Source organism: Amnibacterium sp. (assembly GCF_051956055.1).
Taxonomy (GTDB): Bacteria; Actinomycetota; Actinomycetes; order Actinomycetales; family Microbacteriaceae; genus Amnibacterium.
In genome coordinates, this window is sequence record NZ_JBQCGC010000117.1 from 1 (window position 1) to 12,609 (window position 12,609).

Genomic DNA, 12,609 nt, shown 5'->3' on the forward strand with positions numbered 1-12,609 from the left:
CGGTGACCGCTGCGCCGATGAGGATCGAGAGCGCCCACAGCGGGAAGCTGTCGATCGCGAAGAACACGAAGATCCCGCCGTGCGGCGCGCGGCTCGTCACCCCGAAGGCCATCACCAGCGCCCCGGTGATCGCCCCGCCGATGAGGTTCGACGGGATGACGCGCAGCGGGTCGGCCGCGGCGAACGGGATCGCGCCCTCCGAGATGAACGAGGCGCCGAGCAGCCACGCGGCGGCCCCGTTCTCGCGCTCGACCTCGCTGAAGCCCTTGCGGTAGAGCACCGTCGAGGCGAACGCCATGCCGATCGGCGGCACCATGCCCGCGGCCATGACCGTCGCCATGATGTGCAGGCTCGCGGGGGTCCCGGACGCCAGGCCCGCGACCGCGAACGCGTAGGCGACCTTGTTGATCGGGCCGCCGAGGTCGAAGCACATCATCAGGCCGAGGATGATCCCGAGGATGATCGCGCCTCCGCCGGACAACCCGGTGAGGGCCTGGTTCAGCCCCTTCGTCAGCGCCGCGATCGGGCCGCCGAGGATCAGGATCATGAGCCCGGAGGCGATGGCGGATGCGAGCAGCGGGATGATCACGACCGGCATCAGGCCCCGGAGCCAGCGGGGCACCGCGGGACGACCGATCAGCTTCGCCGAGTAGCCCGCGAGCAGGCCGCCCACGATGCCGCCGATGAAGCCGGCGCCGAGGTACCCGGAGACCGCGCCGACGACGAAGCCCGGGGCGATGCCGGGTCGGTCCGCGATCGCGTAGGCGATGTAGCCGGACAGGGCCGGGACGAGGAACCCGAGGCTCAGCTGGCCGATCTTCGACGCGGCGGCGCCGAGGTAGAAGAAGAGGCCCTCCGGCGGCAGGTGGAACAGGGTGAAGTTCTGGATCGCCCAGTCGTTGTAGGCGAGGCCCCCGGTGCTGCTCCCCGGTCCGGGGAGCACGATCTTGTAGCCCTCGATGCCCGAGCCGATCCCGGCCAGCAGGAACCCGATCGCGATGAGCAGACCGCCGCCCGCGACGAACGGGATCATGTAGCTGACGCCGGTGAGCAGGATCCGCTTGATCTCGGCGCCGGGGCTCGCGGCACGGGTGGCGCCGGGCGCCGCGGCGCCGCCGCCCTGCACGCGGGTCGCGTTCGGGTCCTTCGCCGCCGCGAGCGCCTCCCGGACCATGTCCGCCGGGTGGTCGATGCCGCGCTTGACCGGGCCCTGGATCACCGGCTTGCCGGCGAAGCGCCCGCGGTCGCGGACGTCGACGTCGTTCGCGAAGATCACCGCGTCCGCCCGCTCGATGAGGGCCGGGTCGAGCGGGGTCATCCCCGCCGAGCCCTGCGTCTCGATGTGGAGCTCGACGCCGAGCTGCTTCGCCGCGTTGGTGAGCGCGTCGGCGGCCATGTAGGTGTGCGCGATGCCGGTCGCGCAGGAGGTGACACCGACGAGCAGGGGCCCATCGGAGGCGGCCGCCGGCGCTGCGGCGGGTGCCGACTCCGGCTCGTCCGCCGTCGCCCGCTCGACGAGCGCGACGATCTCGTCCGGCGTGCTCGCGGAGCGGAGCGCCGCCACGAACTCCTCGTTGATGAGGTTGCGGGCGAGCTTCGCGAGCAGCTGCAGGTGCAGCTCACCGCCTCCGGTCGGCGCGGCGATGAGGAACACGATGTCCGCCGGGCCGTCGAAGCCGCCGAAGTCGACCTTCGGCGAGATGCGCGCGAACGCGAGGCTGGGCGCGGTCACGGCGTCGGAGCGGCAGTGCGGGATCGCGATGCCGCCGCCGAGACCCGTGTCGGTCTTCTGCTCTCGCGCCCACGCGTCGGCGTAGTGGGCGTCGACGGCGGTCGCGCGCCCGGCGTCGACGACGAGGGTCGCGAGCGCTCGGATGACGTCGCTGCGGTCTGGGCCGAGGTCGGCGTCCAACGTGACGAGGTCACGCGTGATCAGGGCCGGCATGGGGGCACTCCTTCGTGTCGGGGGTTGGAGGGGGGGGTCAGGGGGTGAGGACCTCGACCCCGGCGGCACGGAGCGCCGCGGCGAGGACGGGGTCGGGAGCACGGTCGGTGATGAGCACGTCGAGGTCGGCGAGCTCCGCGAAGCGCACGAAGGACTCCTCGCCGAACTTCGAGGAGTCGACGAGCGCGACGGCACGGCGGGCCGCGCGCACCATGGCGGTCTTGACGGCCGCCTCCCGCTCGTCGGGCGTCGAGAGCCCGAACCCGGCGGAGAGGCCGTTGGCGCCCATGAACGCGAGGTCGCAGCGGTGCGCGCCGAACGCGTCGATGGCGGGCAGCCCGACGGCGGCGGAGGTCTCCGGCCGCACCACGCCGCCGACGGCGTGCACCGTGAGCGCGCGGTTGTCCTGCAGGCGCAGCACGATCGGGACCGCGTTCGTCACCACGTCGAGCACGCCCTCCGCCGGCACGTGTTCGGCGAGGAGGTCCGCGAAGGCCCGCGTGGTGGTGCCGGCGTCGACGGTGATGGCCGCGGGGGCGGTCTGGACGACCAGATCGAGCGCGAGCTGCGCGATCGCCCGCTTCGCGGGGGTGTTGCGCCGCTCGCGCTCGCCGAGGTCCAGCTCGACCAGGCTCGAGCGGCGCACCGCGCCGCCGTGCACCCGGCGCAGCGCACCCGCGGCCTCCAGCGCGTCGAGGTCGCGGCGGATGGTCTCCGCGGTGACGTCCAGGTCGCGGGAGAGGGACGTGACGGACACCCGTCCCGCCGCATCGAGCTCGTCGATGATGCGTGCGTGCCGCTCCGTCGCGTACATGGACCCGTCCTTGAGATCTGTGTTTCGGTGAGATTAGCGGCGATTCCCACAGATGTACAGATCCGACACGGACGAGATGCACACGACGAAGCCCGGCCCCGCGCGACCTGACGGTCGGGCGGGGCCGGGCTCCGGGTGTCGTCGATCAGGCCAGGGCGGCCAGCCGATCGAACGCGGCGTCGAGCTGCTCGTCGACGACCTGCGCCTCGGGGTGCGCGTCGTACCAGGCGAGCTGGCGTCGGGCGCCCTCCGCGTACGGGACGGTCGTCGTGAACTCCGGCACCAGCCGGCGCAGCTTGGTCGTGTCGAACAGCATCGCGTGCGCCTTGTCGCCGACGAGTCCGGGGCCGAGCTCCGGCACCTCCCTGGCGATCCGGTCGCTGGCGACGTGGACGAGCTGCGGCTCGTCGACGCCCGCAGCGCGCCCGAGCCAGGTGTAGACCTGGTTCCAGGTCGGCGCGGACTCGCCGGTGATCGTGTACGCGTTCCCGAGCGCCTCCGGACGCCCGAGCAGCCCCACGAAGCCGACGGCGAAGTCGTCGCTGTGCGTCAGCGTCCAGGGGGTGGTGCCGTCGCCGTGGACCACGACCGGCTTCCCGGCGCACATCCGTGCGATGTCCGTCCAGCCGCCCATGGTCGGCAGGAGCGAGTCGTCGTAGGTGTGGCTCGGCCGCACGATGGTCATCGGGAGGTCGCCGTCCCGGTCGGCGGCGACGAGCAGGTCCTCGCAGGCGATCTTGTCGCGCGAGTACTGCCAGAACGGGTTCTTCAGCGGCGTCGACTCCGTCACCGGGATCGAGGCCGGCGGCTTCTGGTAGGCGGAGGCGCTGGAGATGAACACGTACTGCCCGACCCGGCCCCGGAACCGGTCGATGTCGCCCTGGACCGTGTCCGTCGTGAACGCCCGGAACTGCGCGACGACGTCGAACGAGCGACCCGCGACGGCGGCGTCGACGCTCGCCGGGTCCGAGACGTCGCCGACGAGCGACTCCACGCCGTCCGGCAGCTCCTTCCCGCTGCGTCCGCGGTTGAGCACGGTGACCCGGTGGCCCCGACGGGCCGCGAGCCGCACGCTCGCCGTGCTGATGACGCCGGTACCGCCGAGGAAGAGGATGTCGAGTGGCATCCCGTCAGTCTCCCTCGGCCTGGCTGGCCGCTTCGTTCGCGGACGGCTCGTTCTCCTCGCTGCGGATGATGTCCTCCTCCGGCACCGGCGAGAGCCGGTCCCACACGAAGAACAGGACGCCGAGGACGAGCATCGCGATGCCGGTCCAGAGGTTGATCGCGATGCCGTGCGTCTTCGCCACGTCGGCGGCGTTCTGCACGATCCCCACGATCGTCACGATCACGCCGTAGAAGACGAAGAGGGCGCCCAGGATGCGTCGCAGGTCGAACCGGCGGGTGGAGGCGATGATCCGGCGCTTGTCGCTGTCGGACAGCTCAGCCATGGTGATGCTCCTTCTCGTCTTCAGAGGAACGGCAGGTAGAGGACGACGCAGCCGATGAGCGCGACGGTGCCGAGCAGGGCGGGCGAGCGGTACCAGGCCGTGTCGCCGACGACCGCGTCCGACTTCACGTCGATCTTGCCGACGCCGTACACGAGCCCCTGCAGCTCCGAGTCCGGCTTCGGTCTCGTCAGGAAGCTGAGCACGGTGCCCACGAGCAGCACCGTGCCGAACGAGACCATCGCCCCGTACATGGTCTCGGCGGTCGCGGATCCGAACAGGTGGTTGTTCAGCTGGTAGGCGATGAACACCGCCGTCGGCGACAGGATCCCGAGCACGTAGGCCCAGAGCGCCGCCGCGCTCGTCATCCGCTTCCAGAGGAGGCCGAGGATGAAGACGCCGAACAGCGGCGCGTTGAAGAACGAGAACAGGGTCTGCAGGTAGGTCATGATGTTCTGCGCCCCGGCCGCGATGAAGGCCGTCGCGATCCCGATCAGCACACCGACCACGGTGATCCACCTGCCGACCCGCAGGTAGTACTCGTCCGGTCGGTCCTTCTGCACGTAGCGCTGCCAGAGGTCGTAGGTGAAGACCGTGTTGAAGCTCGACACGTTCGCCGCCATGCCCGCCATGAACGAGGCCAGCAGTCCCGTGACCGCGATGCCGAGCACACCGCTCGGGAGGTACATCTGGATGAGCTTCGGGATCACGTCGTTGTAGGTGAGCCCGCTCCCGCCGGCGCCGGACAGCGACTTGCCGAGCACCGCGGCGCCGATGAGGCCCGGGATCACCACGATGAACGGGATCAGGAGCTTCGGGAAGGCGCCGATCAGCGGGGTCCTGCGCGCCGCCGACATGTTCTTCGCGCTGAACGCCCGCTGCACCTCGGTGAAGTTGGTGGTCCAGTAGCCGAACGAGAGCACGAACCCGAGGCCGAGCACGATCGCGAGCCAGTCCGCACCGATCGGGTTGGTGACGTCGCCGATCCCCGTGCCCGCCCACGCGTGCAGCAGGCCGGCGCTCTCCGTGTGGCTGATCCGGTCGACCAGTCCGCTCCACCCGCCGACGTTGTGCAGACCCACGATCGTGAGCGGCACGAGCGCCGCCACGATGACGAAGAACTGCATGACCTCGTTGTAGATGGCGGAGGAGAGGCCCCCGAGCGTGATGTAGACGAGCACGAACGCCGCCGAGACGACGATCGCGAGCCACTGCGGCCAGCCGAGCATCGCCTCGATGACGATCGCCATCGCGAAGAGGTTGATGCCCGCGATCAGCACGTTCGACACCGCGAACGCGAGCGCGTTCACCACGTGGGGCGCGACGCCGAAGCGGCGGAGCATGAACTCCGGCACGCTGCGCACCTTGGACGCGTAGTAGAAGGGCATCATCACGAGCCCGAGGAAGACCATCGCGGGCACGGCGCCGATCAGGTAGTAGTGCAGCGTCGAGATGCCGATCTGCGCGCCGTTCGCCGCCATGCCGAGGATCTCGGTCGCGCCGAGGTTCGCCGAGATGAACGCGAGGCCGGTGATCCACGCGGGCAGCGAGCGTCCGGACAGGAAGAAGTCCATGCTGCTGCGCACGCGGGTACGGGCGATGAACCCGATCCCGATCACGACCGCGAAGTAGACGACGATCATCAACCAGTCGACCGGACCGAGGTTCAGGGCGATCGGACTGGCGGCACGGACGAGGGGCATCCGATGGTCTCCTCTCTGCGAAGGACGACCGTCGGCCTGGGGCGCCGCGGACGACCGGCTGGGAACCTACGCCTCGGACACTGAGAGGTTTGTGAGCATCAGCCGAGTCCGGGTGACCGTCCAGGCACTCCTCCGGGCGGCCGATGTCCTCGGGGTTCGGTAGAACAGGGAGCCAGGGCGCACCGGCGCCTGCGATCGGAGAGCCATGTCCCTCGACCTCGGCGGCGTCATCGTCGCGACGACCCTCCCCTTCCGTCCCGACGACCGGGCCCCCGCCGGGCTCGCGGTCGACTACGACGCCTACGCGCGGCACTGCGACTGGCTCATGGCGAACGGCTGCAGGGGCGTCGGGCCGAACGGCTCGCTCGGCGAGTACTCCTCGCTCACGGACGAGGAGCGCAGGCAGGTCGTGCGCACGGCGCGCGAGGCCGTCGGCGACCGCGGGCTGGTCGTCGCGGGGGTGCACGGCGTCGGCTGGCACCAGGCGCGGGCGTGGGCGGAGGCCGCCGCCGAGGACGGGGCCGACGGGGTGCTGCTCCTCCCGCCCACCCTCTACCGCGCGAACCGGGAGGAGGTGCTCACCCACTACCGGAAGGTGGACGAGGTCGGGCTCCCGATCATGATGTACAACAACCCGATCGACACGAAGGTCGACCTCACGCCGGACCTGATCGCGGAGCTCGCCGAGCTGCCGAACGTCGTGGCCGTGAAGGAGTTCTCGCTCGACGCGCGCCGGGTCAGGGAGATCCTGGACCGCTGCGACATCGACGTGATCGCGGGCGCCGACGATCTGCTGTTCGAGGCGCTCGTCGCCGGCGCGACGGGATGGTTCGCGGGCTACCCCAACGCGTTCCCGCGCGAGGCGGTGCGCCTGTACGAGCTGCTGCACGCCGACCGGGTCGCCGAGGCGCGAGCGCTGTTCACGGAGATGGCGCCCGTGTTCGCCTGGGACTCGAGGACCGAGTTCGTGCAGGCCATCAAGTTCTCGGTGGACGTCGTCGGCGAGAGCGTCGGCGGCCCGACGCGGCCCCCGCGCGGCCCGCTCAGCGAGGCGCAGCAGGCGATCGTCCGTCGGGACACCGAACGCGCACTCGCCGCGGGTGCGGCGCTCCGGCCGTCCCGATGAGACCGAGCCGGTCGATCGTCGCGATCGACTCGCACACGGAGGGCATGCCGACCCGGGTGGTCGTCGACGGGGTCGGCGAGATCCCCGGCGCGACGATGAACGAGAAGCGCCTGCACTTCATGGCCCACCTGGATCACCTGCGGCACTTCCTCATGGACGAGCCCCGCGGCCACCAGGCGATGAGCGGGGCGATCCTCCAGCCGCCGACCCGCGACGACTGCGACTGGGGGGTCGTGTACATCGAGGTCTCCGGCTGCCTGCCCATGTGCGGGCACGGCACCATCGGTGTCGCGACCGTGCTCGTGGAGCAGCGGCTCGTCGAGGTCGTCGAGCCGGTGACCACCATCCGGCTGGACACCCCCGCCGGCCTCGTCGTCGCGTCCGTCGCGGTGTCGGACGGGCACGCCGACGCCGTGACCATCGAGAACGTGCCGAGCTGGGTGGACCGGCTGGACGCGGAGATCGACGTGCCCGGGCTCGGTCGCGTGCCGTACTCCGTCGCGTTCGGCGGCAACTTCTACGCGCTCGTGGACCTCGATGCGGTGGGCCTGCCGTTCGATCGCGGCCGCCAGCGGGAGATCGTCGAGGCCGGGCTGGCGATCATGGCCGCGATCAACGAGCAGGCGCCTCCGCACCACCCGGAGATCGAGGGGATCGACCACTGCCACCACGTGGAGTTCATCGCCCCCGGGTCGGACGCGCGGCTCTCGCGGCACGCGATGGCGATCTTCCCCGGATGGTTCGACCGCTCGCCCTGCGGCACGGGCACGTCGGCGCGGATGGCCGAGCTGCACGCCAGGGGCGAGCTCGCCATCGGCGACGCCTTCGTGAACGAGTCCTTCATCGGCAGCCGCTTCGTGGGGAGGCTCGTCGCGCAGACGTCCGTGGCGGGCCGGCGCGCCGTCGTCCCCACGATCACGGGACGGGCGTGGATCACCGGACGGGCCGAGTACGTGCTCGACCCCACCGATCCCTTCCCGGACGGATTCGTCTTCTGAGCCGGCTCCCGCCTCGGTAGCGTGGGGACCGGCGACACGCCGACCCCTCCGTTTCCCCCGCAGGAGCACAGATGGCCAAGTCGAAGACCTCCAAGAAGTCGAAGAAGGACGCCGAGAGGAAGGCGGCCGCGAAGGCGAGGGCGAGAGCGACCGCCAAGCTCGCCGCCCTGATCGACGAGGCGAAGCGGGCGCGGAAGTCGGCCGACAAAGCCGTGAAGTCGGCGGAGAAGGCGGAGACCGCCGCCGTCGCCGCCGGAGCACCTGCCCCGAAGGCCGGCCCGAGCGAGGCCGACCTGCTGCGGCTCGCGCTGCGCAGCGCCGAGGCGAAGCTGACCGACGCGGAGCGGCGGGTCGAGGCCCTCGAGCAGCAGATCGCGGACTTCCACCGTCGTGACGAGCAGGTGATCGAGGAGTCGCTCGAGGAGGCGATCGTCGACGCGGCCGTGGTCGCGACGGTCGAGGAGGCCGTGGTGGACGCGGAGCTCGCGCAGGCCGCCAGCGAGGCGGCGGAGGCGGAGGCGGTCGCGGAGGAGCTCGACGAGATCGTCGCCGAGACCGAGGCCGAGGTGGAGGCCGTCGGCGCCGCCGACCAGCCCTCCACGGAGGCGCCCGACCTGACTCCCCCGCTGCCGGAGGAGCCGGCCGACGACGGGCCGAACGAGACCTGGACGCTCCTCCGGCTGCGCGCCGAGGCGAAGCGCCGCGGGCTCACCGGGACCTCGAACCTGCCCAAGGCCGCGCTGCTCGAGCGGCTCCGCGAGGGCTGACCGCGCTCCCCTGCAACGGGACGTCACACTCGGGAGCGCGACCCGGCGACGGACGTACCGTGGCGGGGATGGCCTCCACGTCCGCCCCCGCTCCGCCCGCGCTGCCGGGGGTCGCCGACTCGGTCCTCGACCTCATCGGCGAGACCCCGATCGTGCGGCTCCGGCGGCTCTCCCCCGCAGGCGGCCCGCAGGTGCTCGTGAAGCTCGAGGGCAGGAACCCCGGCGGCAGCGCGAAGGACCGGCCGGCGCTCTCGCTCGTCCAGGACGCCGAGGCGTCCGGCGCGCTCGCTCCGGATGCGCCCATCGTGGAGTCGACCTCGGGCAACACCGGGATCGGCCTGGCGCTCGTCGGCCGGCTGACGGGTCATCCCGTCGTGATCGTGCACGGCGGCGCGATGTCGCCGGAGAAGCTCACCCTGCTCCGCCTCTACGGCGCGGAGCTGGTCGAGGCGGACTGGCTGGCCGGCCCGGACGACCCGGGCAACCCGCGGGCGGTCGCCGACCGGATCGCCGCGGAGCGCGGCGGCTGGCGCAGCCACCAGTACGACAACCCGGCGAACCCGGGCGCGCACTACCGCTTCACCGGCCCGGAGATCTGGCGCCAGACCGGCGGGGCGATCACCCATCTCGTCGCGGGCATCGGCACCGGCGGCACCATCTCGGGCACCGGCCGCTACCTCCGCGAGGTCTCGCACGACCGGGTGCGCGTCGTCGGCGCGAACCCCGCGGGCTCGACCTACGCCGGTGGACCGTCGGGCACGATCCGCGTGGAGGGGGTCGGCACCACCTGGCCGAGCAGCCACTGGCCGAGGAACCTCGACACCGCGGTCCCCCACGAGATCCGCACGATCCCGGACGAGGCCGCGTTCGCGGCCCTGCGACGCCTCGCCGAGGAGGAGGCGCTGCTGCTCGGTCCCTCGTCCGGCCTCGCGGTCGCGGCGGCGCTCGAGCTCGCCGCAGGGCTCGGTCCGCACGACGTGATCGTCGCCGTCTCCCCCGATTCCGCCACCAACTACCTCACGGAGCTGTCTCGATGAGCATCCATTTCGGCTGGTTCCTCGGCGCCGGGTTCGGCGTGCAGGGCTGGGGCGACCCGACGTACGGGATCGGCTACGACTGGAAGCAGCCGGCCGTCTACCAGGACGCGGTCCGCGCGTTCGAGGGCGCGGCGCTCGACCTGCTGATCATCGAGGACGGCGTCGCGGTGCCGGACACCTACCGCGGCACCGCGGAGGTGAACCTCGCGGCGGCGCGGTTCGTGCCGAAGCACGACCCCTTCCCGCTCGTCCCGTACCTGCTCGGCGTGACCGAACGGATCGGGATCGTCCCGACCATCTCCGCGAGCTTCTGGGAGCCGTACACCGCCGCCCGGCTGCTCGCGACGCTGCAGCACTTCGCGCACGGACGGCTCGGCTTCAACGTGGTCACCTCCGGTTCCGACCTCGCGGCGCAGAACTACGGGCTCGACAAGCAGACCGAGCACGACCTGCGGTACGACCGGGCGGACGAGTGGGTCGACGTCGTCCGGGCGCTCTGGCGCAGTTGGGAACCGGGCGCCGTCGTCGAGGACGTGGCAGGAGGCGTCTACGCCGACTTCACCAAGGTCCACACGATCGACCACGAGGGCCGCTTCTTCCGGGTGCGCGGACCGCTGAACGCGCTGCCGCCCGAGGAGGAGCCGGTGATGATCCAGGCGGGCGCCTCCGGCCGGGGTCAGGCGTTCGCCGGCAAGCACTCCGACGTCGTGCTCGCGCTCGCCTCCACCCCCGAGCGCATGAAGGCGCACCGGGACCAGGTGCGCCAGGCTGCGGTGGACGCGGGCAGGGACCCGGACGCGATCACCGTGCTGTTCGTGGTGAACCCGATCCCCACCGCGAACGCGGAGGAGACGGAGCGCGTCCGCGCGGACCGGGCGGCGCTGACGCAGGCGGCGATCGACGAGCAGCTGCAGTCCATCTCCTACCTGACGGGCGTCGACTTCGCCGAGTTCGAGCTCGACGCGCCGCTGCCGTCGTTCGAGACGAACAGCAACCGGGGCACGCTCGAGAACTTCGTCCGCAGCGCGCCTGCCGGCTCGACCCTGCGCGAGGTGCTCGCGACGCGGGCGAAGGCGGACGGGCTCGCGATCGTCGGCACACCGACGCAGATCACCGACCGCCTCGGGGAGCTCGCGGAGGGCAGCGGCGCCGACGGCTTCCTGTTCACCGGCCAGGTCCACCCCGCCCACGTGCACCGCACGCTCGACCCGCTCGTGCCCGCGCTGCGCGACGCCGGGCTGCTGCGGCGGGAGCTGCCCGCGACCACGCTCCGCGGCAACCTCGGCGCACGCTGATGGCCGCGCCGGGCTCGCCGTTCCAGCTCACGATCGCCACGGAACCGCTCAGCGCGGAGGACGTGCTCGCGATCGCCGCCGGCGCGACGGTCCGCCTCGGCGCGGCGGCCAGGGCACGGCTCGCGGTCTCCCGCGCGGTGCTGCTCGAGGCGGTGGAGAAGGGAGCGGCCGTCTACGGCGCGACCCGGCGGCTCGGGGCCGGTGCGGACGACGAGGTCGACGACCAGGCCCGCTTCCAGCTGCAGGTGATCAGGAACCACGCCGGCGCCATCGGCGATCCGGTGGAGCCGCTGATCGTCCGCGCGGCGATCGCGGTCCGGGTCGCGCAGTTCGCGCTCGGCGGCAGCGGCGTCCGGCCGGAGGTCGCCGACGCGCTCATCGGGCTGCTGACCGCAGGCGTCGTGCCGTTCGTACCCGACCGCGGATCGGTCGGGATGGCGGACCTCGCCCTGAACGCCGCGGTCGCCCAGGTCCTCATCGGCGAGGGCGCGGTGATCGACGGCGACGGCGAGGTGCGCTCCGGTGCGGAGGCGCTGGCCGACGCCGGACTCGTGCCCCTTGAGCTCGAGACGCACGAGGCCCTCTCCCTCCTCAACACGAACACGTTCACGCTCGGGTCGGCGGTGCTCGCGGAGCCCCGCCTCGACGAGCTCGGCGCGGTCGCGGATCGCGCGTTCGCGCTGTCGCTCGAGGCGGCGGGCGCGCACCGTCCCTCCGGCGACCTCGGCCCGTACTCGAGCACGGTGTTCGACGACGTCGAGGGCGGCGGCGCGTGGCGTTCGGCGCTCACGGTCCGGGAGCTGCTGCAGGGCTCGTTCCTCCACGACGACGCGGATCGGCGCACCCAGGACGAGCTGTCGTTCCGCTGCGCCCCGCAGGTGCACGGCGCGCTCGCGGAGCGCACGGAGGACCTCGCGGTGGCGGTCGACGACGCGCTCGTGGTGCGCGCGGAGAACCCCCTCGTGGACGTCGAGACCCGGTCGGTCGTGCCGAACGGCAACTTCGCCTCCCCCGACCTGGTGCTCGGGCTCGAATCGGTCCGGCTCGCCCTGGCCCACGTGGGGCGGCTCGCCACCCGGCGCACGGCCGTGCTCTCGGCGCTCGCGCGACCGCTGCGAGCGGAGGGCCGTGCCGGGATCCCGGGCCTGCTCGCCTACACCGGCGCCGAGCGGCTGAACGACCTCCGTCGGCTCGCGGCGCCGGTCAGCCTCGACGACGTCGTGCTGTCCGAGGTCGAGGACTACGCCACCTGGGGCTGGACCGCGGCACGGAGCACCCACGACGCGATCGACGCCGCGTCCGACCTGCTCGCCATCGAGGCGCTGCACGCGGTATCGCTGCTCCGCGCCGCGGACGTGCGGCTCGGGGACGGCACCGCGCCCCTCGTGGCCGCGCTCGGCGGCGTCCTCGAGCGGGGCGGCGGCGCCGGGGAGCTCGTGCGCGGCGCGTCCGAGGTCCTCGCCGGCGACTGACGACCAG

The 12,609-nt window shown here is 72.3% G+C and carries 11 protein-coding genes; 6 read left to right on the forward strand and 5 right to left on the reverse strand.

Annotated elements, in window-relative coordinates; translation table 11 throughout:
• From ACTHLI_RS15970 to ACTHLI_RS15990, 5 genes are all read right to left on the reverse strand, one after another.
• Positions 1-1,945: PTS fructose transporter subunit IIABC (locus ACTHLI_RS15970; protein ID WP_440185762.1), on the reverse strand; the 1,945-nt coding region annotated here is incomplete at its 3' end.
• Positions 1,946-1,982: 37 nt separating this feature from the next.
• On the reverse strand, positions 1,983-2,759 hold the full coding sequence (locus tag ACTHLI_RS15975) for a DeoR/GlpR family DNA-binding transcription regulator (protein WP_440185764.1): 777 nt from the start codon (positions 2,757-2,759) through the stop codon (positions 1,983-1,985).
• A 145-nt stretch (positions 2,760-2,904) separates the two neighbouring features.
• Positions 2,905-3,885, reverse strand: coding sequence for an NAD-dependent epimerase/dehydratase family protein (locus ACTHLI_RS15980; RefSeq protein WP_440185766.1), 981 nt, complete (start codon positions 3,883-3,885; stop codon positions 2,905-2,907).
• A gap of 4 nt (positions 3,886-3,889) precedes the next feature.
• The gene (locus ACTHLI_RS15985; protein ID WP_440185768.1) at positions 3,890-4,207 is read right to left on the reverse strand and encodes a hypothetical protein; all 318 of its coding nucleotides are present in this window, start codon (positions 4,205-4,207) and stop codon (positions 3,890-3,892) included.
• A 20-nt stretch (positions 4,208-4,227) separates the two neighbouring features.
• On the reverse strand, positions 4,228-5,907 hold the full coding sequence (locus ACTHLI_RS15990) for a sodium:solute symporter family protein (protein WP_440185770.1): 1,680 nt from the start codon (positions 5,905-5,907) through the stop codon (positions 4,228-4,230).
• 205 nt (positions 5,908-6,112) lie between these two features.
• Between ACTHLI_RS15990 and ACTHLI_RS15995 the strand changes: the two genes are divergently transcribed.
• The 6 genes from ACTHLI_RS15995 to ACTHLI_RS16020 all read left to right on the forward strand — a co-directional run bounded on the left by ACTHLI_RS15995 (position 6,113) and on the right by ACTHLI_RS16020 (position 12,602).
• Positions 6,113-7,033, forward strand: a complete 921-nt coding sequence (locus tag ACTHLI_RS15995) for a dihydrodipicolinate synthase family protein (RefSeq protein WP_440185772.1) — start codon at positions 6,113-6,115, stop codon at positions 7,031-7,033.
• Positions 7,030-8,031, forward strand: coding sequence for a proline racemase family protein (locus ACTHLI_RS16000; RefSeq protein ID WP_440185774.1), 1,002 nt, complete (start codon positions 7,030-7,032; stop codon positions 8,029-8,031). Before ACTHLI_RS15995 ends, ACTHLI_RS16000 begins: the two co-directional genes overlap by 4 nt.
• A gap of 71 nt (positions 8,032-8,102) precedes the next feature.
• On the forward strand, positions 8,103-8,798 hold the full coding sequence (locus ACTHLI_RS16005) for a hypothetical protein (protein ID WP_440185776.1): 696 nt from the start codon (positions 8,103-8,105) through the stop codon (positions 8,796-8,798).
• A gap of 68 nt (positions 8,799-8,866) precedes the next feature.
• Positions 8,867-9,835 (forward strand): PLP-dependent cysteine synthase family protein, encoded by a 969-nt coding sequence (locus tag ACTHLI_RS16010; protein ID WP_440185778.1) that lies wholly within the window; start codon positions 8,867-8,869, stop codon positions 9,833-9,835.
• Positions 9,832-11,130, forward strand: coding sequence for an NtaA/DmoA family FMN-dependent monooxygenase (locus ACTHLI_RS16015; protein WP_440185780.1), 1,299 nt, complete (start codon positions 9,832-9,834; stop codon positions 11,128-11,130). Before ACTHLI_RS16010 ends, ACTHLI_RS16015 begins: the two co-directional genes overlap by 4 nt.
• On the forward strand, positions 11,130-12,602 hold the full coding sequence (locus ACTHLI_RS16020) for an aromatic amino acid lyase (RefSeq protein ID WP_440185782.1): 1,473 nt from the start codon (positions 11,130-11,132) through the stop codon (positions 12,600-12,602). The genes ACTHLI_RS16015 and ACTHLI_RS16020 overlap by 1 nt, the downstream gene beginning before the upstream one ends.
• Positions 12,603-12,609 lie beyond the last annotated feature (7 nt).

Excerpts from the sequence above, each read along its gene's own strand:
- ACTHLI_RS15975 (WP_440185764.1), bottom strand. The coding sequence starts at position 2,759 with ATGTACGCGACGGAGCGGCACGCACGCATCATCGACGAGCTCGATGCG.
- ACTHLI_RS15980 (WP_440185766.1), bottom strand. The coding sequence starts at position 3,885 with ATGCCACTCGACATCCTCTTCCTCGGCGGTACCGGCGTCATCAGCACG.
- ACTHLI_RS15985 (WP_440185768.1), bottom strand. The coding sequence starts at position 4,207 with ATGGCTGAGCTGTCCGACAGCGACAAGCGCCGGATCATCGCCTCCACC.
- ACTHLI_RS15990 (WP_440185770.1), bottom strand. The coding sequence starts at position 5,907 with ATGCCCCTCGTCCGTGCCGCCAGTCCGATCGCCCTGAACCTCGGTCCG.
- ACTHLI_RS15995 (WP_440185772.1), top strand. The coding sequence starts at position 6,113 with ATGTCCCTCGACCTCGGCGGCGTCATCGTCGCGACGACCCTCCCCTTC.
- ACTHLI_RS16000 (WP_440185774.1), top strand. The coding sequence starts at position 7,030 with ATGAGACCGAGCCGGTCGATCGTCGCGATCGACTCGCACACGGAGGGC.
- ACTHLI_RS16005 (WP_440185776.1), top strand. The coding sequence starts at position 8,103 with ATGGCCAAGTCGAAGACCTCCAAGAAGTCGAAGAAGGACGCCGAGAGG.
- ACTHLI_RS16010 (WP_440185778.1), top strand. The coding sequence starts at position 8,867 with ATGGCCTCCACGTCCGCCCCCGCTCCGCCCGCGCTGCCGGGGGTCGCC.
- ACTHLI_RS16015 (WP_440185780.1), top strand. The coding sequence starts at position 9,832 with ATGAGCATCCATTTCGGCTGGTTCCTCGGCGCCGGGTTCGGCGTGCAG.
- ACTHLI_RS16020 (WP_440185782.1), top strand. The coding sequence starts at position 11,130 with ATGGCCGCGCCGGGCTCGCCGTTCCAGCTCACGATCGCCACGGAACCG.